This window comes from uncultured Psychrobacter sp., assembly GCF_947495825.1.
In the GTDB taxonomy this organism is placed as follows: domain Bacteria; phylum Pseudomonadota; class Gammaproteobacteria; order Pseudomonadales; family Moraxellaceae; genus Psychrobacter.
The window spans coordinates 76,474-100,176 of sequence record NZ_CANMAH010000010.1 but is presented as its reverse complement, the minus strand read 5'-3'; the positions used below and the strand labels follow the sequence as shown (position 1 = coordinate 100,176).

The window sequence follows — 23,703 nt, the reverse complement described above, 5'->3', positions numbered from 1 at the left end:
TTCAAGTATTTAAAGATTCAGTTTGGATAAATTACACTTTTAGGATGACCTGTCTGTTTTGTTCACTGTATAATGGGATATTTGTTGCAAATTTTATTTGATAAGCCTAATTATGACCAAAAGAAACGCTACTGCTCGCCTCGTTCATTTTTTGGTGGGGATTGTTATTGCCTGTCTAGCACTTGCAGTTATCCTTGCATTAACTGTGCCAATTGGCTTCTACGGTATGGCTATGTATTTGTCGCCAACCTTACCCAGCACACAAGAAATAAAAACAGCCAGCCTTGAGATGCCCCTGCAGATATATAGCAGCGACGACAAGCTTATTGGCCAATACGGCAATCGCTTATCATTGCCAGTTACCTTTAAAGAAATTCCTAAAGATTTGACCAATGCATTCTTAGCTGCAGAAGACTCTTCGTTCTTTCAACATAGTGGTATTAGTATTAAGGGTCTTGGTCGCGCTGTTACCGAAGCGGTCACTGATGATGAAGGTCAGACAGGTGGATCTACTATTACCATGCAGGTCGCCAAAAATTATTTTTTGAGTCCTGAGCGTACTTTAAACAGAAAATTAACCGAACTGTTTTTAGCGCGTAAAATGGAAGATGAGCTGAGTAAAAACGATATTTTGACACTATATGTCAACAAGATTTATCTTGGAGAAGGGGCTTACGGTATTCGTGCAGCAGCCAAAAAATACTATAGCAAGTCGCTAGAAAACCTGACCATTGCTGAAATGGCTATGCTAGCAGGCCTACCTAAAGCACCCTCAAAGTATAACCCGGTTGCCAACCCTGACCGTGCACTTACCCGCCGTAACTGGATCATTGGGCGCATGCATGAGCTTGGTTATATCAGTGATGCTGAGCATAGTGAAGCAATAAACGCCCCTATTGGTCTAAAACTTTATCAAGAAAAGCTTGATGTCAATATGCCTTACTTGGCAGAGATGACTCGGTATGCTTTAGTTAATCGTTATGGTGAACAAGTTATTAATGGAGGTTGGCGCGTTCGCCTTACTGTTGATAGTAAATCACAGCAAGCGGCTGAAGCAGCTGTATCAAAAGGTCTAATAGCCTATGATCATCGCCATGGCTGGCGCGGCGCAGAAGCGAATGATGAACCTTTAGAGGACTTTCGACGTTATGGCGGAATGTACCCAGCTAAAGTCACCAAAGTTAACTCACGTAGCTTTGAAGCATTAATGCCATCTGGTGAAAACGTTACGGTCAACTGGTCGGGCATGAGCTGGGCACGTAAATATTTTTCAGCGGATCGTTTTGGTTATTACCCAAGTAACGCTCAACAAATTGTAAATAAAAATGATATTATTCGCCTCATGCCAACCAATAGCGGTGGTTGGAAACTGGCACAAATACCAGAAGTACAAGGCAGTTTGGTTTCATTAAATCCTGATACAGGAGCTGTTGAAGCTTTAGTTGGCGGTTTTGATTTTAATCACAGTAAGTTTAATCGTGCACTGCAGGGCTGGCGTCAACCAGGTTCAACGATTAAGCCATTGGTCTATACAGCTGCTCTAGAAAAAGGCTATCGCTCAGATAGTATTGTCTCAGATCGTCCTATCCAAGTAGGTGAATGGAAACCAAAAAACTCTGACCAACGTTTTTTAGGTGACATTACTTTACGCCGAGGTCTATATCTATCACGCAACTTAGTCTCTATTCGTTTGCTACAAGCTATTGGCATCTCGGATGCGCGTAATTTGCTAGATCAGTTTGGACTGGACAAAGAAAAGCTACCAACCACCCTATCACTAGCGCTTGGTACTGGACAGGCGACACCGTTACAAATGGCCACTGCGTATGCCACTTTCGCCAATGGCGGCCATCGTATTCAACCTTATTTTATTGAACAAATCTACAATTATGACAATAAGTTATTGTTTCAAGCAAATCCGCAACAAGCTTGCGCACTGTGCTTTAATGCACAAGTTGAAAGTCTTAATGCCAAACTGATTGAAGAGTATAACCAGTCAACTGAAGATGAAAATACGGAGATTGAATCTAGCGATGAATCAATAACTGGTGAGGATTTGGAAGAAGAAACCAAACAAGCAGACGATGCTAATAACTTAAGTGTCTATGACGCCAGTCCTCAAGCAGATCGTCTAAAGGCACCTGCAGTACAATACTTACATGCAAGCCAAGCTCCACGCATCTTAAAGCCAAGGGTTGCTTTTGAGATGGCTGATATTTTGCGCGATGTCGTACAACGCGGTACAGCGGTACGTGCAAAAGCTCTAGGTCGTAGCGATATCGGTGGTAAAACTGGTACTACTAATGAAGCCAAAGATGCCTGGTTTGCAGGTTTTCATCCAACCAGTGCGACTGTGGTTTGGATAGGCTTTGATCAACCATCCACACTTGGGCGCCGTGAATATGGAGGCGTAGCAGCGTTACCAGTATGGATGGACTTTATGAGAGAGCAATTAAAAGACCAGCCGTATCAATGGGTTTCGGTTAATAACCGTGCAAAATCAAAAAAGCAGCAACAGCGTATCTTAGAGATGACTGATAGTGGCATCGTCGATCCTGATGAAGAAAACGATTACGTTAGTAATATTGCCAAACCAGTGACACCTAAGCCGCAGCAGCGTAAAGCTCCCGAACCTAATGAGGAAAACAACGAGGATAATGACAGCGTTCCCCAAAACCCACTGTCAGTAACGCCAGCAGAGCGCATGCCCCCTATGCCAGAATAAATTGGTTGTACTTCTCGCTAATAACGACAGCACTAAAGAGCTTGTCCAACATCTGTTGAACAAGCTCTTTAGAATTAAAAATCTAAATATTAAACCCTTTTAGAAAGCCTGCCAATAGTTCAACTTGCAAAGGCTTATTATCTTAGTTTTGATAATATACGCTAAAACTCTACCATACCTGCACGCAGTTGCTCGATCAGTTCTAAAAACTGTTGCCGCCATTCACGTATAGTTGCCTCATCGGGTAGCCACTGATTCGATAATGTGACTACATTCACTATGAGATCACTTGGCTGTCGCTGCGAGTCATTGGCGTCTTTGATAGTAACTTGATCAGGTAATACTGCATACAAGCAACGTTGATAAGCGCGCTCTACATTTGCCAAAAACCCTTGCTGCTGCAATTGCTTTAGACGCTGTACCTCTGGTGATATTTGAGTGCGCTCTTTGAGTGCTTGTTCAATACTTTCTAGAGTTGGTGCTGTCATATCCAAACTATAAAATTGTGCAAGCTCTTGCATAAATGCTAAAAACGTACCGTATAAGTGAAAAATAGCAGTCTCACAATGGGCTTGATACAACTGTTTGTCACTGCTATCGCCCGCTGCCTGACAAGCTAGACGACAAAAATACAGCTTTTGATTGGTTCGATCAGCTTGGTATTTGGCAACGCGCCCTTTACCTGCCATAAGATTATCCTCATAAATAATAAAATAGAAGCGCCTCACAAAGTCGCTTTTAGCAGTGTACTATTTTATTGGTTAATACCACTATTAGTTTTTATTTTTTGCCCATAAAAAAGCCAGCAACATGGCTGGCTTTTTTACGTTGATTATAAAGATATATCAAGCATTTATAATTAAGATTGGCTATCTTGATTAAGCTCTTGTGCAAAGGCTTCGTCAAAACTAGCAAAGTCTTTACTATCACTAACAGGCATATCAAATGCGGCATTGATATCATTGTCCTGCAGCGCTTGTTCTGCTTTCTCTTTACGTGTTTTATGATACGCAAGACCCGTACCTGCAGGAATCAGACGACCAACAACCACGTTTTCTTTTAGACCACGTAACTCATCTACTTTACCAGTGACGGCAGCAGCAGTTAGTACACGAGTGGTCTCCTGGAACGACGCCGCTGAGATGAAGCTTTCAGTCGCAAGACTTGCTTTAGTAATACCAAGCAGTTGGCGCTCATACTGTACTGGGAATTTACCTTCAGTTTCTAGCTTCGCGTTCAACGCTATAAGATCCGCGTATTCAGCTTGATCACCTTTGAAGTGGCTTGAATCCCCGCCATCAGTAATCTCAACTTTACGTAGCATTTGGCGAATAATAACTTCGATATGCTTATCGTTAATCTTCACACCTTGCAAGCGGTAAACATCTTGTACTTCGTTAACGATATAGTTAGCAAGAGCCGTTTGGCCTTTTAAACGTAAGATATCGTGTGGGTTTTGTGGACCGTCAGCGATGATCTCACCACGTGCTACTGTCTCATTTTCAAAGACGTTGATTTGACGCCATTTAGGGATAAGCTCTTCATGTACCTCACCGTCTTCATTGGTAATAATAAAACGGTTTTTACCTTTGGTCTCTTTACCAAAGCTAACCACACCTGTCATCTCTGCCATGATGGCATGATCTTTCGGACGGCGAGCTTCAAACAAGTCAGCCACACGAGGTAGACCACCGGTAATATCTTTGGTACCTGAAGTCGCTTGTGGTACGCGACCTAAGATCGAACCCGCTGCAACTTTTTCACCATCGCTGACACGGATAATGGTTTCAGCAGGTAAGAAGTAAACCACTTCTTTACCTTCATCAGTATTCAAAATGATGGCAGGACGTAAATCTTTTGCCGTACTTGAACGATCACGAGTAGCTAGAATCTCAAAAGAGCTCATACCTGTGGCATCATCGATTTTTACTGTCGCTGTACTGCCATCAATGATGTCACTGAAGCGTGCTGTACCCGCAAATTCTGTAATAATTGGATGCGTATGTGGATCCCATTTAGCGATCGTCTGACCACCTTCAACTTGCTCTTCGTTTTTAACCAATACGCTTGAGCCATAAGGTACTTTATAACGCTCACGCTCACGACCTAAGTCATCAGTAATAGCGATTTCAGCTGAACGAGATACGATAACTAAGTGACCGTCAGTATGTTCAACGGTTTTCATGTTTACGAAATGCGCTTGACCAGCATTACGTACAGAGATGCTGTTATCTACCGATGCTGAACTTGCGGCCCCACCCACGTGGAAAGTACGCATAGTCAACTGAGTACCAGGCTCACCGATAGACTGCGCTGCCATGACACCCACTGACTCACCGATATTAACTTTATGACCGCGAGCAAGATCACGACCATAACACTGCGAACAAACACCATGAGCGACATCACAAGTAATTACTGAGCGTACCCAAATATCGTCAATTGCGTTTTCGTCAAGAATATTGACCCACTGCTCATCGATCAAAGTACCAGCTGGAACCAATACTTTTGTTTCATCATTGTTATACGTAACATCACGTGCTGTCACACGACCTAATACGAGATCGCCAAGTTTTTCGATGATCTCACCACCTTGAATATGTGGGGTCATGAGCAGACCTTGCTCAGTACCACAGTCATCAGTAGTAATAACCAAATCCTGCGCAACATCGACCAAACGACGAGTCAGATAACCTGAGTTAGCTGTTTTTAGTGCAGTATCTGCTAGACCCTTACGCGCACCATGCGTTGAGATAAAGTACTGAAGTACGGTCAAGCCTTCACGGAAGTTTGCTTTAATTGGCGTCTCGATGATTGAACCATCTGGTTTTGCCATCAAACCACGCATACCAGCAAGCTGACGAATCTGGGCTGCACTACCACGAGCACCTGAATCTGACATGATGTAGATTGAGTTGAAAGATTTTTGCTCTTCTTCCTCGCCCTGAGCATTCATGACTTTATCAGTGGCTAGGTTATCCATCATCGCTTTGGCGACTTTGTCATTAGTACGTGACCAAATATCAACCACTTTGTTATAACGCTCACCAGCAGTCACAAAGCCTTGCTCAAACTGATCTTCAATCTCGCGTACTTCTGCCTCAGCTGTTTCAATGATCTGCTTTTTACTTGGTGGAATGACCATATCATCCAAACCAATCGATACGCCAGATAGGGTCGCTTGCGCAAAACCTAAATACATTAATTGGTCAGCGAACATAACGCTGTCTTTTACACCCATCTTACGATAGCAAGAGTTAATCAGACGCGAGATGTTTTTCTTAGTCATCTCCTGATTGCACTCTTCAAATGTCATACCTTTTGGCATGATATTCCAAATCAGCAAACGACCAGCAACTGTGTCCTTTAAGCTTGTCTCTTTAGTATGATTACCTTCTTCATCAACATGCGTTTCAGTCACACGCACTTTGATTTTTGCGTTCACGTGCAAGTCGTTTGAACCAATCGCACGTAAGGCTTCATTGACAGTGGCAAAAACCATGCCTTCGCCTTTGGCGTTCACTGACGAGCGACTGATGTAATATAAACCAAGTACTACGTCTTGCGACGGTACAATGATAGGATCACCGTTTGCAGGTGACAAGATGTTGTTGGTCGACATCATTAGCGCACGTGATTCAAGCTGTGCTTCTAGCGTTAATGGCACGTGTACTGCCATTTGATCACCATCAAAGTCAGCGTTAAACGCGGTACAGACTAGCGGGTGCAGCTGAATAGCTTTACCTTCAATAAGTACCGGCTCGAACGCTTGTAGACCCAAACGGTGAAGCGTTGGCGCACGGTTTAGTAGTACTGGATGCTCACGGATTACCATGGCCAGCATATCCCAAACTTGTGGCTCTTCACGCTCGACCATCTTTTTGGCTGCTTTAATCGTGGTCGCCATGCCGTGTGACAATAATTTTGAGTAAGTAAATGGCTTGAATAGCTCAAGTGCCATTTTCTTAGGCAAACCACACTGATGCAGACGTAACGTTGGACCTACTACGATAACCGAACGACCAGAGTAATCGACACGCTTACCTAGCAAGTTTTGACGGAAACGACCTTGCTTACCTTTGATCATATCAGCCAAAGATTTTAATGGACGCTTATTACTACCAGTAATAGCACGACCGCGGCGACCGTTATCAAGTAGTGCATCAACTGACTCTTGTAGCATACGCTTTTCGTTACGTACGATAATATCAGGTGCACTTAACTCTAACAGACGCTTTAGACGGTTATTACGGTTAATAACGCGGCGATACAAATCATTTAGATCTGAAGTCGCAAAACGTCCACCTTCTAGTGGTACTAGCGGGCGCAAATCTGGTGGTAGTACTGGTAAGATATTCATTACCATCCACTCAGGCTTGTTATTAGAATCACGGAATGCTTCTAATAATTTAAGACGTTTAGACATCTTTTTAAGTTTAGTCTCAGAGCCTGTCTGTGGAATAGCTTCACGTAGCTCATCAATCTCTAGATCTAGATCAATGTCTTTTAACAAGTCTTGTACTGCTTCAGCACCCATCTTGGCGACAAACTCATCACCAAACTCTTCCAAGGCTTTATAGTAGTCTTCATCATCAAGCAGCTGATATTTCTCTAAGCTAGTTAGACCAGGCTCGGTTACGATGTAGCTTTCAAAATACAATACGCGCTCGATGTCACGTAGCGTCATGTCTAATAATAGACCAATACGGCTTGGTAATGATTTTAAGAACCAAATATGCGCGACTGGACTCGCTAGGTCAATATGACCCATACGATCACGACGGACTTTAGCAGTAGTGACTTCAACACCACATTTCTCACAGATAACGCCTTGGAACTTACGACGTTTGTACTTACCACATAGGCATTCAAAATCTTTTACTGGACCAAAAATTTTGGCACAGAACAGACCGTCACGCTCAGGCTTAAACGTACGATAGTTAATGGTTTCAGGCTTTTTAACTTCACCATGCGACCATGATTTAATAACATCAGGCGACGCTAAGGTAATTTGAATACTATCAAACTCACGATTACCGCTAGCGGTAGGGCTTTGCATAATATCGAGTAAATCTTTCAAGTTGCTTCTCCGTTATCTTTATAATCATCTAGCCGCGTTATACAACGTAAGGCGGATAAGATGAATGAAGGCAATGAATAGGGTTGAGATAAATGACTAAAAGCAGCAACAATGTGACGCGCTGCTTTTAGTGTGACACCTAAGGTTAAAATCGATAAAGCTTTTAAACTTAGTGGGTCTCTTTTAACTCAATATTAAGACCTAGTGATTTGATTTCTTTGGTTAGTACGTTAAACGATTCAGGCATACCTGGATCCATATACTGTTCACCATCAACGATGTTTTTATACATGCGTGTACGGCCTTCAACATCATCTGACTTCACTGTTAGCATCTCTTGTAGCGTATAAGTCGCGCCATATGCTTCTAGTGCCCATACTTCCATCTCACCGAAGCGCTGACCACCAAACTGAGCTTTACCACCTAATGGCTGCTGAGTCACTAGTGAGTAAGAACCCGTTGAACGCGCATGCATTTTGTCGTCAACCAAGTGGTTAAGTTTGAGCATATACATATAACCGACTGTCACTTTACGATCAAACTTCTGACCAGTACGACCATCATATAGCGTTTGCTGACCATCTCTTGACAAACCAGCAAGCTCAAGTAAATCTTTGACTTGATGCTCGTGTGCACCGTCAAATACTGCTGTACCCATCGGTACACCTTCACGCAAATTACCTGCTAGTGTCATGATATCTTCATCAGATAAGCTATCAAGATCAACACCTTCGCCACCGACCTTATTATAGATTTGGTCTAAGAAATCACGTAACTCAGCTATGGCTGCTTGTGCTTTAAGCATACCGTCGATTTTATCACCTAAGCCTTTCGCTGCCATACCTAAGTGTGTTTCTAGTACCTGGCCGATGTTCATACGCGATGGTACACCAAGTGGGTTCAAGACGATATCAACGGTATTGCCGTGCTCATCATAAGGCATATCTTCAACTGGCATGATGCGCGATACCACACCTTTGTTACCATGACGACCAGCCATCTTATCACCAGGCTGAATACGGCGTTTAACTGCTAAATATACTTTAACAATTTTCTGTACGCCATGTTGTAGATCATCACCTGCAGTTAGTTTGCGTTTTTTCTCTGCAAACTTCACATCGATGTCTTTTTGCTTATCAACTAAGTAATCAGCAATTTGTGTTAAGCGCTCAGAGATTTCTTCTTCAACTGGCTGAATATCAAGCAAAGTCTCAAGGCTCATATCTTTCATATCAGCCAATGCCATCACCGTACCAGCCTTTAGACCAGCACCGCCGCTGACTTTTTGGCCATCTAATAGATTACCAATACGACCACGAGCGGCTTCTTCAAAAATACGCAGCTCTTCTTTTAAATCTTTACGGTAGCTATCTAGCTGCGATTTTTCAATTGCTCTTGCACGGGCATCTTTTTCAACGCCATCGCGGGTAAAGACCTGGACATCGATGACAGTCCCTTTGCTTGATGTTGGGACACGTAGTGACGTGTCTTTTACATCAGCTGCTTTTTCACCAAAAATGGCCCGTAGTAGCTTTTCTTCTGGTGTGAGCTGCGTCTCGCCTTTTGGCGTGACTTTACCAACTAGGATGTCGCCTGCGTCAACTTCAGCACCGATATAGACAATACCTGCTTCATCCAAACTTGATAAAGCGGCCTCACCTACGTTTGGAATATCAGCAGTAATCTCTTCTGTTCCAAGCTTGGTATCACGTGCCACACAAGTCAATTCTTGAATATGAATGGTGGTGAAACGATCTTCTTTTACCACTTTTTCAGATAGTAAGATTGAATCCTCAAAGTTATAACCATTCCACGGCATAAAGGCGATACGGATGTTTTGGCCCAAGGCCAACTCACCAAGATCTGTTGACGGACCATCAGCCAAGATATCACCCAAAGCGATCTCATCGCCTTGATTGACAATGATGCGCTGGTTGATACAAGTGTTTTGGTTTGAGCGCGTGTATTTGATTAAGTTATAGATATCGATACCCGCTTCACCAGCGACCATTTCATCTTCATTGACACGTACTACGATACGCGAAGCATCCACATCTTCGATTACACCGCCACGCTTAGCAATAACACAAACACCAGAATCACGTGCAACATGACGCTCCATACCAGTACCAACGAGTGGTTTATCAGCACGTAGCGTAGGTACCGCCTGACGCTGCATGTTTGACCCCATCAAAGCACGGTTGGCATCATCATGTTCTAGGAACGGAATCAAACCAGCAGCGACCGATACGACCTGACTTGGCGACACATCCATATGCGTCACTTTTTCTGGCGGCATACGCACAAATTCGCCATAGCTACGTACACTGACCATCTCATCAGACAATGCACCATCTTCAGTCATTGGCGAGTCAGCTTGAGCAATCACTGTACCGACTTCTTCGATAGCTGATAGGTATTCAATTTGATCGGTTACCTTACCATCTACCACACGGCGATAAGGCGTCTCTAAGAAGCCAAAGCTATTGGTTTTAGCAAAAGTTGCTAATGAGTTGATCAAACCAATGTTTGGACCCTCTGGTGTCTCAATCGGACAAACACGACCATAATGCGTATCATGTACGTCACGTACTTCAAACCCTGCGCGCTCACGGGTCAGACCACCTGGACCTAATGCTGATACACGGCGTTTATGAGTCACTTCCGACAATGGATTGTTTTGATCCATAAACTGTGATAACTGGCTTGAACCGAAGAACTCTTTAACCGCAGCTGCTACAGGTTTTGAGTTGATCAAATCTTGTGGTGACAAGTTATCAGACTCAGCTGAGCTCAAACGCTCTTTAACTGCACGCTCAACACGAACCAAACCAACACGGAATTGGTTCTCTGCCATCTCGCCCACTGAGCGAATACGGCGGTTACCTAAATGGTCGATATCATCAACTTCACCGCGACCATTACGGATCTCAATCAGCTCTTTTAGAACGTTTACGATATCATCGTTGGTTAAAACACTACGAGCGCGCTGAGTGTCAGCATCGTCAGTATCTTCAAACTCCAACCCAAGGCGGCGGTTAAACTTCATACGACCGACGTTTGATAGGTCATAACGATCAGCATTAAAGAACATGCTCTCAAACAGTTTTTCAGCAGTCTCAACTGTTGGTGGCTCACCTGGACGCATCACTTTATAGATCTCGATAAGTGCTTCTTCACGAGTCGAGGTACTATCAGCACGTAGGGTATCTGCGATATAGCTGCCTTGATCGATATCATTGGTAAACAAGATACTGATTTCTTTAACATCAGTAGCGCTCAATTTAACCAATAATTCATGATCGATTGGTGTGTTAGCATGAGCAATCACTTCATCATCAATGATAATATCTTCAGCTAAGATACGCTCATACAAGTATTCATCAGGTACAGCAATTTTGGTCATACCCGCTTCTTCAAGTTGACGAATACGGCGAGCGTTAATGCGTTTACCCTGCTCTACTAGCACATCACCTTCAGGCGATACAATATCGAACTGTGCCATTTCACCGCGTAGGCGATCAGCAACCAGATCAATCTCGAACTGATCTTCACCTTTATAGACTTTTACTTTTTCAAAGAATATATCTAAGATTTCACTCGTACTTAAGCCTAATGCACGTAGAATAATAGAAGCGAGTAGCTTACGACGACGATCAATACGTGCGTAAACTAAATCTTTTGCATCGAACTCAAAGTCAAGCCACGAACCACGATAAGGAATAATACGGGCGTTATAGAGTACTTTACCACTTGAATGTGACTTACCTTTATCATGGTCGAAGAATACACCAGGTGAACGATGTAACTGAGATACGATAACTCGTTCAGTACCGTTAATAATAAAAGTACCATTGTCTGTCATTAAAGGCATCTCGCCCATATAGACGCTTTGCTCACGAATATCTTTGATAGCCGCTTTGCTATCTTTATCTTTGCTGTCTTTATCCTTGATGATTAGACGGATCTTGACACGCATTGGTGCTGCGAAGGTTGAACCACGTAAAATACATTCACGCTCATCAAACTCAGGCGTACCTAAGTAATACTCAACGAATTGTAACTCTGCATTACCAGAGTGACTTTCGATAGGGAAAATAGAGGAAAACGCAGCTTGCAAACCTGTATTCTCACGAGCTTTTGGCTTTTTATGCTCTTGCAAAAATTGCTCGTAAGAATCTACTTGGATAGACAGTAAGTATGGAATGTCCATCACAGTGGGCAATTCAGCAAAACTTTTGCGAATACGCTTTTTTTCAGTATAAGAATATGCCATCGAGAGTCCTTACAGTAGACGTGAAAACAAATGAAAAGCGAGGCCAACTTGCATAAATACTATGCAGACTTAGCGACGTAAACAATAATAAAATAAAACTCTTACTAAAACTGTTCTCTATAGATTGATACTTCTAACAGAGCAGTTGTTTAACCTAATTAAAACATAGCTATTATGACGAAAAATAATGTAATAGATTCAACACATTAACACGAGTATGTGGGCGCTTTTACATAAGATTTCAATAGCTAATCTTATAGATATGCCAGCATTTATCTTTAAGCTATATTGAACATATATGACATGAAACGTCTCGTCGTTACTACTTACCGTCTACAAGCCACCTACCGGTAGTAAACCATGCTAGACTATTTAGAATTAAAATTAGGATTAATATAAATACTAGTGATAAAAGGAAAGTATACATGCACAAAAAAATGCCAAACGTCCAACGACATTTAGCTTACGTTAACTAACTTCAAAAACTGGCGTGTTTGCGTACATGTATATCGTGTGTCCTTTTGATAGGTATCCACCGCATTAATGCGTACGTATATTGGCAGACACAAAAGGTCAAGCTACGAATTATAATAAAAAAAAGCTGATGATGCAAGGCATCACCAGCTTTTTTTCGTAACGCATTGAACTTATTTTAGTTCAACAGTAGCGCCAGCTTCTTCAAGTTTCTTTTTCAACTCTTCAGCTTCATCTTTAGATGCGCCTTCTTTAATTGGAGCTGGAGCACTCTCAACCAAATCTTTCGCTTCTTTTAGACCAAGGCCAGTCGCTTCGCGAACGGCTTTAATTACGCCAACTTTCTTCTCGCCAAAGCTAGCAAGAACAACGTCAAATTCGTCTTTTTCTTCAGCAGCAGCGCCACCTTCAGCAGCAGCAGCAGGTGCAGCAGCAGCTACAGCAGCAGTTACGCCGAATTTTTCTTCCATGTCGCTGATCAATTCAACGATATCCATTACTGACATTTCAGCGATTGCGTTTAACACATCTTCTTTAGATAGTGCCATGAGAACTCTCCGTTATCTGATAAAAATTAATTGATTTTAATATCGATCTGACTGTCTGCCAAATTTCAAAATAGGAATGGCAATAAAATACAATCAGCGATGTCAAAGTTACGTTAAAACAAGCAATTAAGCAGCTTCTTTTGCGTCTTTGATTGCCGCTACAGTGCGAACGAACTTGCCAGGAACAGCGTTCATAGTCTGGACAAGCTTGGTCACTGGTGCGTTCATAGTAGCCATCAAGATAGAGATTGCTTCGTCGCGAGTTGGTAGCTTCGATACGCGCTCTAGCTCTTCTGGACCATAAACCTCACCACCGACTGATACCAATTTGGTCTCTAAAGCTTTGTTTTCTTTGCTAAAGTCGAAAACGACTCTGGCAGCAGAACCCAAGTCTTCCATAGAGAAAGCCAAAAGTAGTGGACCAGTCATACGGTCTGACATGCTCTCAAACTTAGTGCCTTCAAACGCACGTTTTGCTAGGGTATTTTTTACCACTTTTAAAACGACGCCTTTTTCACGAGCTTGTTCACGTAGCTGAGTAAGCTTCGCAACACCAATACCGTGATATTCGGCAGCTACTGCTGAGTAAGCATTAGCAGCAACTTCAGACACTTCAGCCACAACTTGTTGTTTTTGTTCTAGCGTTAATGCCATAAGTTGACTCCTTTAATCTTATCAATCCGCTCATCTTTTAGTTAAAAACGATCAGCTAAGACTGACTTGATACGACACGTTATTCATAACTTCTAAAAATAGAGTTTATTCATAACGACTGATTACGGCACCGTTATCAGAATGACATCAAGTAATAGGTTGCCCTATCGGCTCTTATCAACAACTGGGTGGGTCACCGTCTGCGTAGGACAACTAAGATTTTCATCTGTCGTCGATTAACAAAAACAGCTTATCAGTTACAATAATGATTTAAAAATCAGTAATGAGTACTTTTAAACTGCTCTCTACCTACGGTCTTAGACAGCATAGCAACTGCTACGCTGACCTAATTCTTTAAAATAATTGATACTAATTATTCAAACTTATGAAATAGTACTTATTTAGCAACGCGGTAAGGAACAGGGTCAATCGTAAGCCCTGGGCCCATAGTGCTAGATAAAGTAATTTTCTTAATGAAAGTACCTTTAGATGTAGCAGGTTTAGCACGTTTTAGATCAGATAGTAAAGCTTGAGCATTTTGAATAACTTGCTCAGCAGTAAAACCAACCTGACCAATAGTCGTATGGATAATACCTGCTTTATCAACACGGTACTGTGCTTGACCTGCTTTCGCGTTTGTCACTGCTTCAGCAACGTTTGGCGTTACCGTACCGACTTTTGGGTTAGGCATCAGACCACGTGGACCTAGAATAGTACCTAATTGACCAACAACACGCATAGCATCTGGAGCAGCGATAACAACATCAAAATCCATGTTACCGGCTTTAATGTCTTCTGCTAGGTCTTCAAACCCTACAACGTCTGCACCCGCTTCTTTGGCAGCTTCAGCAGCAGCGCCTTGAGCAAATACGGCAACGCGTTTGGTTTTACCAGTACCTGCAGGTAGGTTAGTCGCACCACGTACCACTTGATCAGATTTACGAGGATCAACGCCTAGGTTTACTGCGATATCAATAGATTCTTTGAATTTTAGCGCTGGCAAATCATTCAAGATTTGTACCGCTTCTTCGATAGTATATTGTTTTTCGTTATCGATACGGCTTTGAATTTCTTTTTGACGTTTGGTTAACTTAGACATTATACACCCTCCACGGTAATACCCATTGAACGAGCGGTACCAGCAATGGTACGAACCGCAGCGTCAAGTCCAGCAGCAGTCAAGTCTGCATTTTTAGTCTTAACGATCTCTTCTAGCTGCGCGCGATCAACTTTACCGACTTTAGCAGTATTAGGTGTACCTGAGCCTTTAGCAATACCAGCAGCTTTACGTAGTAAAAACGCAGCTGGTGGTGACTTCATAATGAAAGTAAAAGACTTGTCGTTGTATACTGTAATTTCAGTTGGAATCGGCAAACCTGGCTCTTGGTTTGAGGTTGCCGCGTTAAACTCTTTACAGAACGCCATGATGTTCACACCTTTTTGACCCAGAGCTGGACCAATTGGTGGTGAAGGATTTGCTTTACCTGCAGGCACTTGCAGTTTGATGTAACCATCAATCTTCTTAGCCATGTTTCTCTCCTAAATGGGTAATAGCGCTCAATCAATACCAAGTATTATGAAAGTAACGAGATAGTGATTAAAGCTCCCCGGTTTGTTTATGTTTAGTCTAGTTTTTCAACTTTACTAAACTCAAGCTCAACCTGAGTGGGTCGATTAAATACGTTTACTGTTAGCTGTAACTTAGACTTTTCGTAATCTACTTTTTCTACCAAGCCTTTGAAATCAGTAAATGGTCCGTCGATGACCAATAACTCTTCACCTGGCTCAAATAAAGTTTTTGGACGTGGATTGGTTTCAGTTTGGTTCAAACGATTCAAAATACGATCGGCTTCTACTTGCGTAATCGGTGCAGGCGTCTCAGGCGTACCACCAACAAAGCCCATAATACGTGGACATTCTTTGACGATATGCCAAGTATTGTCATTCATTTCCATTTGAATCAGTACATATCCTGGAAAAAACTTACGCTCACTTTTGCGTTTTTTTCCATCTTTCATCTCGACGACTTCTTCGGTAGGAACCAATACGTCACCGAAGTTCTCTGCGAAATCACTACGATTGATACGCTCGATTAATGAGCGTTGTACTTGTTTTTCATATCCTGAAAACGCTTGGACAATATACCAACGCATATCACGCTCCTAATCGCTATGAGTAAAAGTTTGGGTCAAAAGAAACTAATACGCTCTTATTAACCGATAAAAATACCAACAAACCAATTGAAAAAGTTATCCAATAACCAAATAAAAAACCCAACAATCGCAATCACGACAATCACTTGCCATGTGTATTGAAAGGTCTCGTCTTTACCTGGCCATGTGACACGGCGCAATTCAACTACCGCATCTTTTAACAGTATTTTAAATGCACGTCCCTGATGAGTTAATATCAAACATACTAACGCAAATACGACAAGCGCGACAATAATTCCAATACGGACCCAAACGTCATTAGCAGGCTGCCAATAACCAGGTAAGTATTGGTTGACTAAAGTCGCACCAATTAATGCTGCTGCAGCAAGAAGCCACAAAATCAAATCTTTGACAGAGCCTGTCTTAGCAACTTCAACAGCTGTTGTTTTATTACCTGCTGAAACATGCTTACCTTTAGTCAGCATTCCGCTAGCCGTCGCCTTGGCATCAGATAACTTAGTCTCGAGGTTATCTTGATTGTTGCTCATAAAGAACTCGCTTCGGAGATGGTGAGGTATAACAAAGATGTGATAAGAAGATGGCAGGCGATGTAGGACTCGAACCTACAACCCTCGGTTTTGGAGACCGATGCTCTACCAATTGAGCCAATCGCCTATGGGTGTTAAGGCTGATAATTATACAAGATTTTTATTAGAATGCAAGTTCTAAGATGAATTTTTATTATTTTAATTCAAGAAATAAGCACTTATCTATAAAACAGCTGTATAAAATATTGAAATCAAGACCTTATAACGAAATAAATTTATTAATTTACTATGAATTAAATTGTTTTTTAATATTGATAGGAACCATTCAGTGATTATCTTTCTATTATTGGGTGTAACAACTATAACAATACAGGATTTAATAATAAAAAAGCCACCCTATAAAGGATGGCTTTTCACTACTCAACACTCTGTGTCAGCTTGCGCTGAGATCAGTAGCGCTTAGTTTTTAACGTTAGCGACCACACCCGCACCTACTGTACGGCCACCTTCACGGATAGCGAAACGTAGGCCTTTGTCCATAGCGATTGGGTGGATAAGCTCAACACTCATCTCAACGTTGTCACCAGGCATAACCATCTCAGTACCGTCTTGTAATTGGATTGCGCCAGTTACGTCAGTGGTACGGAAGTAGAACTGTGGACGATAGCCGTTTAGGAATGGTGTGTGACGACCACCCTCTTCTTTTGACAGTACGTATACTTCAGCGTCAAAGTTGGTGTGCGGGGTGATTGAACCTGGCTTGGCTAGTACTTGGCCACGTTGTACGTCTTCACGCTTGGTACCACGTAGTAGTACGCCACAGTTTTCACCAGCACGACCTTCGTCTAGTAGTTTGCGGAACATCTCAACACCAGTACAGGTGGTTTTTTGTGTGTCACGAATACCAACGATTTCGATCTCGTCACCAACTTTTACGATGCCTGATTCGACACGGCCAGTTACGACGGTACCACGACCTGAGATTGAGAATACGTCTTCGATTGGCATTAGGAATGCTTTGTCGACGTCACGCTCAGGCTCAGGGATGTAGGTGTCTAGGGTTTCTAGTAGTTCTACAACTGCTGGTTCGCCGTATTTGCCGTCGTCGCCTTTTAGGGCTTGGGTGGCACTACCTTTCATAATTGGGGTGTCGTCACCTGGGAAGTCGTAGTCGTTTAGTAGTTCACGTACTTCCATTTCAACAAGCTCTAGTAGCTCTTCGTCGTCAACAAGGTCGCATTTGTTCATGAATACGATGATGTACGGTACGCCAACCTGACGTGATAGCAAGATGTGCTCACGAGTCTGTGGCATTGGGCCGTCAGTGGCTGATACAACTAGGATTGCGCCGTCCATTTGAGCGGCACCAGTGATCATGTTTTTAACGTAATCAGCGTGACCTGGGCAATCAACGTGGGCGTAGTGACGAGTTTCGGTGTCATATTCTACGTGTGAGGTGTTGATGGTAATGCCACGTGCTTTTTCTTCTGGCGCTGAGTCAATGGCTGCGTAGTCTTTGGCTTCGCCGCCTGAGGTTTTTGCTGCTACGGTTGCGATAGCGGCAGTTAGGGTTGTTTTACCATGGTCAACGTGTCCGATGGTGCCGACGTTGACGTGTGGCTTGTTGCGTTCAAACTTGGCCTTTGCCATGGGTATTTCCTCTTTATTTGGGCTTAATTACTTTACTAAAGTATTTAAATAGTATTAATACAGTAGTTAAATAATACTAAGCACATTAAGATAAATGTTAAAAGGTTGCACATTCAATGTGCAGATATTATAAGAAAATTACAACCAATAACAAGTCTTTTAACAAGTTATTGGCATATTCTCTACTGGCAATACAAAGATTCGCTTTATATTGCCATATTTGATGGCTTTTTACTTACTCGTCGTCATCTTTAGAGTTGAATTTAGAGATGATTTCAGTAGCCACTGATTTTGGAATTTCAGCATATTTTTGGAATTCCATTGAGTACGTAGCACGGCCTTGCGACATTGAACGCATCTGAGTGGCGTAGCCAAACATTTCTGCTAATGGTACTTCAGCACGAATTTGTTTAGTACCACCAGGTAAGTCTTCCATACCTTGTACCATACCACGACGACGGTTAAGATCGCCCATGATATCGCCCATATAATCTTCAGGCGTCTCAACTTCAACTTTCATGACTGGCTCTAGTAGCGCAGGATTTGCCGCCATAAAGCCTTTTCTAAAGGCCATTGAACCTGCCATCTTGAATGATAACTCATCCGAGTCAACGTCATGGTAAGAACCGTCATACAAAGTTGCTTTTACGCCAACTACTGGGTAACCAGCAAGTACGCCATTTTTCATACGTTCTTGGATACCTTTATCGACAGCACCATGATACTCTTTTGGTACCACACCACCGACTACTTCTTCAGCAAATTCGTATTCAACTTCACCTGCTGGATCAAGTGGCTCAAGACGTAACCAAACGTGACCAAACTTACCGCGACCACCTGTCTGACGTACAAACTTGCCTTCTTGTTCGACAGTTTCACGAATCGTTTCGCGATAAGCAACTTGCGGTGCACCAATGTTGGCTTCAACATTGAATTCACGCTTCATACGGTCGACCAAGATCTCTAAGTGAAGCTCACCCATACCACTGATGATAGTCTGACCAGACTCTTCGTCAGTATGTACACGGAATGACGGATCTTCTTTTGCCAGGCGGCCTAGAGCGATTGACATTTTCTCTTGGTCAGCTTTAGTCTTTGGCTCAACAGCTAGAGAGATAACTGGATCTGGGAATTCCATACGTTCAAGCGTAATAACGTTTTGCTCATCACATAATGTGTCACCGGTACCGACGTCTTTCATACCGACTAGAGCGGCGATATCACCAGAGCGGATCTCTTGTAGCTCTTCTTGCGAGTTGGCATGCATCTCAACGATACGGCCGATACGCTCACGCTTCATCTTAACTGGGTTATAAACACTGCTACCCTGCTGCATAACGCCAGAATAAACACGAACGAAAGTTAAGTTACCAACGAACTTATCATTCATGATCTTAAACGCTAGCGCAGCAAACGGCTGATCATCAGACGCTTCACGGAAGCCTTCAGATTCTTCTTTGTCATCAAGAATACCGCGGATTGCTGGTACATCATGCGGCGCTGGCATATAGCGAATAACCGCGTCTAGCATTTTTTGGACGCCTTTGTTTTTAAAGGCAGTACCACAAAGCATTGGGATGATTTCGTTAGCGATAGTACGCTCACGAATAGCGTTGTGAATCTCATCTTCAGACAGCTCACCGTCTTCTAGGTATTTATTCATAAGTTCTTCAGAAGCTTCAGCGGCAGTCTCAACCAACATCTCGCGATATTCTTCTGCTTTAGCTTGCAGCTCGCTTGGAATCTCACGCTCTTCAAACTTCATACCTTGAGATGCGACATCCCAATAGATAGCTTTCATAGTGATAAGATCGATAACACCTTCAAAATCTTCTTCTTTACCGATTGGAATAACGACCGGTACTGGGTTACCACCAAGACGAGTTTTCACTTGTTCTACAGCACGATAAAAATCAGCACCAACACGGTCCATCTTATTGACGAACGCTAGACGTGGTACTTTGTACTTGTTTGCCTGACGCCATACAGTTTCAGACTGTGGCTGAACGCCGCCTACTGCACAGTAAACCATGCAAGCGCCATCAAGAACACGCATAGAACGCTCAACTTCGATAGTGAAGTCAACGTGACCTGGGGTGTCAATGATGTTGATACGGTGTTCATCAAACTGGTTGTCCATACCCTTCCAGAAACAAGTCGTTGCAGCCGAGGTAATAGTGATACCACGCTCCTGCTCTTGCTCCATCCAGTCCATCGTTGCGCCGCCATCATGTACTTCGCCGAGTTGATGGTTTCTACCAGTATAAAATAAAATACGCTCAGTAGTGGTGGTCTTACCAGCATCAATGTGCGCTGAGATACCAATATTGCGATAGCGCTTTAGGGGAGTTTTACGAGCCATAGTATTTTCCTAGGAAAAGTCGTGTATGTATTAATATAGGGTGGTGCTCTACCTCAGAAGTTCAATGAAAACAGTCTCTTAACAGAAATAATCGGCTTTCATGCAGTTCACTTTTATATCGTGCTCAAAGCGATGTCAATTCTATGTAGATAAAAGAGATCATGTGACAAACAAAAGGGTATTAAATTTGAAATACTAGATCTTAAGGATTAACTCTCATTTAGTATCAAAAGATAGCCGCCATCTGGATGGTTATATCTTAACTGCGTTGTGAAAGGCAGTTAAGTACATCACTATAGTGATGGCGGTAATCAATAGAATAAACAAAGTAAAAACGAATACTTAACCACTATAAATGGTTGAAAAAGCATCAACAACTTAGAAGCGGTAGTGTGAGAACGCTTTGTTGGCATCAGCCATACGGTGAACTTCATCACGCTTCTTCATAGCATTGCCTTTACCTTCTGAGGCATCGCTTAGCTCACCGGCAAGGCGTAAAGCCATAGATTTTTCAGAACGCTTAGCAGCGGCTTCCGCTAACCAACGCATAGCCAAGGCAGTACGACGGGAGGGGCGTACTTCCATTGGTACTTGGTAGGTTGCACCACCAACACGGCGAGCTTTTACTTCGACCATTGGGCGAACGTTTTCTAGCACTTCTTCGAAGAAAGATACTGGATCTTCGATGTTACGCTTTTCGCTTACCGTCTCAAGAGCACCATATACGATACGCTCAGCAGTAGATTTTTTACCATCGTTCATCACGTGGTTGATGAATTTGGCGATAGTTTGGCTACCAAACTTAGGATCCGGTAGGATCTCACGGGTAGCTACGACGCGACGTCTTGGCATAATAAATTTCCTTGTCTTCAGGAGTGTCTGACATTCACAACATGGCACCATTCAATATTATAGGTGGTATATTAAGTTGTCAGTCAGCCTTACTGCATGGCGGTATGTTATGACATTCTATTATTAGTTTTACTAATAAAGCGGTTAACACCAAGCCCATGCACAGTTAATGGGTGATACGATTAAGCGCAGCTAATATTAAGCTTTAGGCTTCTTCGCACCGTATTTAGAACGACCTTGCTTACGGTCTTTAACGCCTGCACAGTCTAATGCACCGCGAACAGTGTGATAACGTACACCTGGCAGATCTTTTACACGACCACCACGGATAAGTACAACACTATGCTCTTGTAAGTTGTGACCTTCACCACCGATATAGCTTGATACTTCATAACCTGAAGTCAAACGTACACGGCAAACTTTACGCATTGCTGAGTTAGGTTTTTTTGGCGTAGTAGTATATACACGAGTACATACACCACGGCGTTGTGGGCACGCTTGTAACGCAGGAACTTTTGATTTTTCCTTGATGGTTTTGCGACCCTTACGAATCAATTGGTTAGTTGTTGCCATAAGGCATCCTTCTCCCGTTTGGTATAAAACAAAAAAATGGGCAAACCCGCCATCCTTTCCATAAACATGAAAAATCTGGGGCACCCATTTTTAGGACAGTGTATTATAAAGATATGTTACTGCTATTTCAACTACTTATAGGTAAATCTACTTTACAATATCTAAAATATATGTATCAAGTATACTCTAATGTTAGTTAAATAATTCACACAGCACCATATACATAAATAAAAAGCTTACTACCTACTCCTAAAAGAGTATTAAGGGTTGGCTTGTTATCGTGTATATGGTGTTACTAACTCACTTTTCAAGATAGCTCTTAGTATATTTATTATATCTTGCTTGGCATAATACCAGTCAATGTTATGCTCATCTACTTAGTATCTGCTTTGTTCTCATCGTTAACAGCTTTAACATCTGCTTTTTTATCGTTTTTAGTCGACTCATCGGACTCTTCTTGTACAGAATCATTACTAGACTCTTCTGACTTACTTTCTTTATCTGAGTCTTCATCTTGATCGCTTGCCATTTGTTTGACTTTTTCTTCACTACTGCTATCGTCAGTAATAGAGCGATTGGCAAGTTTTGGTTCTGGAGCAAAAGTCGCTTGAGCAACACCAAGCACTTCATCAATCAAACGACTATTGTAATGCATACCAACAGCCACTGCCGACACTGGTAACAAACGACGTATCCATGTTAAATCAACTTGATCTAAATCAAACCCTACTTGTCCAGCGATATTATCTATTTGCTCTGCATAAAAATTGACATTTTGATTTTTGAGTCCAAGGTTTTGTAGTTCGCTATGTAAACCACGACTTTGAGCATTATCAAGTAGCCCTTTTCCTACTCCGATACCTGCTAATAGAGCTTGTTTTTCTTGCATTTTACTCAAATCTGCACTGGCAAGTAGCTCGTAAGCCATTTTTATACCTTGCTTGCCAGTTAGCGGTTGGTCATACACAGCGGCCAACTGATAGACAGAGCGTAATGACACTAATAATAACCATAAGGTATCAGCCAATAATCCTGGTAATCCTGCCAGACCCGTTAGACCACCCAAAGTCGCCAACGCTCTATTTTGATTGGCAATATCAGTCGCTAGCGCATAACGCTCTTCGTTATCTAATGTATTGATATCAGCAAAACGATGTTCATTAGGCAGATCTAATTGACTCCAGCTAGCTGCTAGCTTTGCGACCTGAACGAAAGAGTTGTCTAATGCAGATTTAAACAAACTGTTGGGAATAACTTTCTTGGCATACTTACCATATGTGGCAAAACGTGCACCTAGTAATTGCTGTGTCGTTTTTAGAGTTTGCTCCCGAAACAGATCTTGTTGGTAGTCTTCATCTCCTAGATTTACAGCCTTATATTGACGAGGTTTACTTGTTTTAGCATTAGCACTATCAATGAGTGATCCCATACGTTCAAGATTATTACGAGTAAAATGACCAATAGTGTTGATACCTTGAGAGAGAGTGCTACGCTTTGCCATTGTTATGTCCTTAATATGGTAATTAAACAACCTAAAAATTGATTCGGTATATCTATACTATATGTAGCTATATATTAAATATATTAACATACTAATAATTGTCGATAAAAATAACAACGATACGTATTTGTATCAGTGCTTAGGACGTCATTTTATCTATATATAAGATTCTATGTCAGTGTGAACAATGTTATTAATATCGCAAAGTTTGTATCTAGAAGTGTGGTTTATTTATATACACATTCGTCATCTAGAATACATATAAGTAGGTTTTTAGCTCATCTACCGCTTCTGAGAATGCTATAAT

General features: G+C 42.2%; 15 protein-coding genes and 1 tRNA gene. 1 reads left to right on the top strand and 15 read right to left on the bottom strand.

Features of this window, described 5'->3' with window-relative positions; all coding sequences use genetic code 11:
• Window positions 1–112 precede the first annotated feature (112 nt).
• Window positions 113–2,725: a transglycosylase domain-containing protein gene (locus Q0895_RS11215; protein WP_299188938.1), complete on the top strand. Its 2,613-nt coding sequence runs from the start codon at window positions 113–115 to the stop codon at window positions 2,723–2,725.
• Window positions 2,726–2,886: 161 nt separating this feature from the next.
• On the opposite strand, the gene Q0895_RS11210 is transcribed toward Q0895_RS11215, so the two are convergent.
• From Q0895_RS11210 to Q0895_RS11140, 15 genes are all read right to left on the bottom strand, one after another.
• Window positions 2,887–3,414, bottom strand: a complete 528-nt coding sequence (locus Q0895_RS11210; RefSeq protein WP_058369529.1) for a DUF6586 family protein — start codon at window positions 3,412–3,414, stop codon at window positions 2,887–2,889.
• 170 nt (window positions 3,415–3,584) lie between these two features.
• The gene (gene rpoC, locus Q0895_RS11205) at window positions 3,585–7,805 is read right to left on the bottom strand and encodes a DNA-directed RNA polymerase subunit beta' (RefSeq protein WP_299188933.1); all 4,221 of its coding nucleotides are present in this window, start codon (window positions 7,803–7,805) and stop codon (window positions 3,585–3,587) included.
• A gap of 169 nt (window positions 7,806–7,974) precedes the next feature.
• Window positions 7,975–12,081 (bottom strand): DNA-directed RNA polymerase subunit beta, encoded by a 4,107-nt coding sequence (gene rpoB, locus Q0895_RS11200; RefSeq protein WP_299188932.1) that lies wholly within the window; start codon window positions 12,079–12,081, stop codon window positions 7,975–7,977.
• Window positions 12,082–12,728: 647 nt separating this feature from the next.
• Window positions 12,729–13,103 (bottom strand): 50S ribosomal protein L7/L12, encoded by a 375-nt coding sequence (gene rplL / locus Q0895_RS11195; RefSeq protein ID WP_058369532.1) that lies wholly within the window; start codon window positions 13,101–13,103, stop codon window positions 12,729–12,731.
• 126 nt (window positions 13,104–13,229) lie between these two features.
• The gene (gene rplJ, locus Q0895_RS11190; RefSeq protein ID WP_299188931.1) at window positions 13,230–13,757 is read right to left on the bottom strand and encodes a 50S ribosomal protein L10; all 528 of its coding nucleotides are present in this window, start codon (window positions 13,755–13,757) and stop codon (window positions 13,230–13,232) included.
• A 397-nt stretch (window positions 13,758–14,154) separates the two neighbouring features.
• Window positions 14,155–14,856 carry a 50S ribosomal protein L1 gene (gene rplA / locus Q0895_RS11185; protein WP_299188929.1) on the bottom strand — a complete coding sequence of 234 codons (702 nt, stop codon included), beginning with the start codon at window positions 14,854–14,856 and terminating at the stop codon, window positions 14,155–14,157.
• Window positions 14,856–15,287 (bottom strand): 50S ribosomal protein L11, encoded by a 432-nt coding sequence (rplK, locus tag Q0895_RS11180; protein ID WP_299188928.1) that lies wholly within the window; start codon window positions 15,285–15,287, stop codon window positions 14,856–14,858. Before rplK ends, rplA begins: the two co-directional genes overlap by 1 nt.
• 92 nt (window positions 15,288–15,379) lie before the next feature.
• The gene (gene nusG / locus Q0895_RS11175; RefSeq protein ID WP_075102695.1) at window positions 15,380–15,910 is read right to left on the bottom strand and encodes a transcription termination/antitermination protein NusG; all 531 of its coding nucleotides are present in this window, start codon (window positions 15,908–15,910) and stop codon (window positions 15,380–15,382) included.
• A gap of 59 nt (window positions 15,911–15,969) precedes the next feature.
• Window positions 15,970–16,458, bottom strand: coding sequence for a preprotein translocase subunit SecE (gene secE / locus Q0895_RS11170; protein ID WP_299188925.1), 489 nt, complete (start codon window positions 16,456–16,458; stop codon window positions 15,970–15,972).
• A 51-nt stretch (window positions 16,459–16,509) separates the two neighbouring features.
• Window positions 16,510–16,585, bottom strand: a tRNA-Trp gene (locus tag Q0895_RS11165).
• A gap of 332 nt (window positions 16,586–16,917) precedes the next feature.
• Window positions 16,918–18,108 (bottom strand): elongation factor Tu, encoded by a 1,191-nt coding sequence (gene tuf, locus Q0895_RS11160; protein WP_299185514.1) that lies wholly within the window; start codon window positions 18,106–18,108, stop codon window positions 16,918–16,920.
• 235 nt (window positions 18,109–18,343) lie between these two features.
• Window positions 18,344–20,470 (bottom strand): elongation factor G, encoded by a 2,127-nt coding sequence (fusA, locus tag Q0895_RS11155; RefSeq protein ID WP_299188923.1) that lies wholly within the window; start codon window positions 20,468–20,470, stop codon window positions 18,344–18,346.
• Window positions 20,471–20,848: 378 nt separating this feature from the next.
• Window positions 20,849–21,322 carry a 30S ribosomal protein S7 gene (gene rpsG, locus Q0895_RS11150; protein WP_025646354.1) on the bottom strand — a complete coding sequence of 158 codons (474 nt, stop codon included), beginning with the start codon at window positions 21,320–21,322 and terminating at the stop codon, window positions 20,849–20,851.
• Between the two features lie 198 nt (window positions 21,323–21,520).
• The gene (gene rpsL, locus Q0895_RS11145; RefSeq protein ID WP_025646352.1) at window positions 21,521–21,895 is read right to left on the bottom strand and encodes a 30S ribosomal protein S12; all 375 of its coding nucleotides are present in this window, start codon (window positions 21,893–21,895) and stop codon (window positions 21,521–21,523) included.
• Window positions 21,896–22,268: 373 nt separating this feature from the next.
• Window positions 22,269–23,396 (bottom strand): EcsC family protein, encoded by a 1,128-nt coding sequence (locus Q0895_RS11140; protein WP_299188921.1) that lies wholly within the window; start codon window positions 23,394–23,396, stop codon window positions 22,269–22,271.
• Window positions 23,397–23,703: the final 307 nt, after the last annotated feature.

Coding starts and splice junctions, on each gene's coding strand:
- rpsG (WP_025646354.1), bottom strand. CDS start 21,322: ATGCCAAGACGTCGCGTCGTAGCTACCCGTGAGATCCTACCGGATCCT.
- rplJ (WP_299188931.1), bottom strand. CDS start 13,757: ATGGCATTAACGCTAGAACAAAAACAACAAGTTGTGGCTGAAGTGTCT.
- Q0895_RS11210 (WP_058369529.1), bottom strand. CDS start 3,414: ATGGCAGGTAAAGGGCGCGTTGCCAAATACCAAGCTGATCGAACCAAT.
- secE (WP_299188925.1), bottom strand. CDS start 16,458: ATGAGCAACAATCAAGATAACCTCGAGACTAAGTTATCTGATGCCAAG.
- Q0895_RS11140 (WP_299188921.1), bottom strand. CDS start 23,396: ATGGCAAAGCGTAGCACTCTCTCTCAAGGTATCAACACTATTGGTCAT.
- nusG (WP_075102695.1), bottom strand. CDS start 15,910: ATGCGTTGGTATATTGTCCAAGCGTTTTCAGGATATGAAAAACAAGTA.
- tuf (WP_299185514.1), bottom strand. CDS start 18,108: ATGGCAAAGGCCAAGTTTGAACGCAACAAGCCACACGTCAACGTCGGC.
- Q0895_RS11215 (WP_299188938.1), top strand. CDS start 113: ATGACCAAAAGAAACGCTACTGCTCGCCTCGTTCATTTTTTGGTGGGG.
- rpsL (WP_025646352.1), bottom strand. CDS start 21,895: ATGGCAACAACTAACCAATTGATTCGTAAGGGTCGCAAAACCATCAAG.
- rplA (WP_299188929.1), bottom strand. CDS start 14,856: ATGTCTAAGTTAACCAAACGTCAAAAAGAAATTCAAAGCCGTATCGAT.
- fusA (WP_299188923.1), bottom strand. CDS start 20,470: ATGGCTCGTAAAACTCCCCTAAAGCGCTATCGCAATATTGGTATCTCA.
- rplK (WP_299188928.1), bottom strand. CDS start 15,287: ATGGCTAAGAAGATTGATGGTTACATCAAACTGCAAGTGCCTGCAGGT.
- rplL (WP_058369532.1), bottom strand. CDS start 13,103: ATGGCACTATCTAAAGAAGATGTGTTAAACGCAATCGCTGAAATGTCA.
- rpoB (WP_299188932.1), bottom strand. CDS start 12,081: ATGGCATATTCTTATACTGAAAAAAAGCGTATTCGCAAAAGTTTTGCT.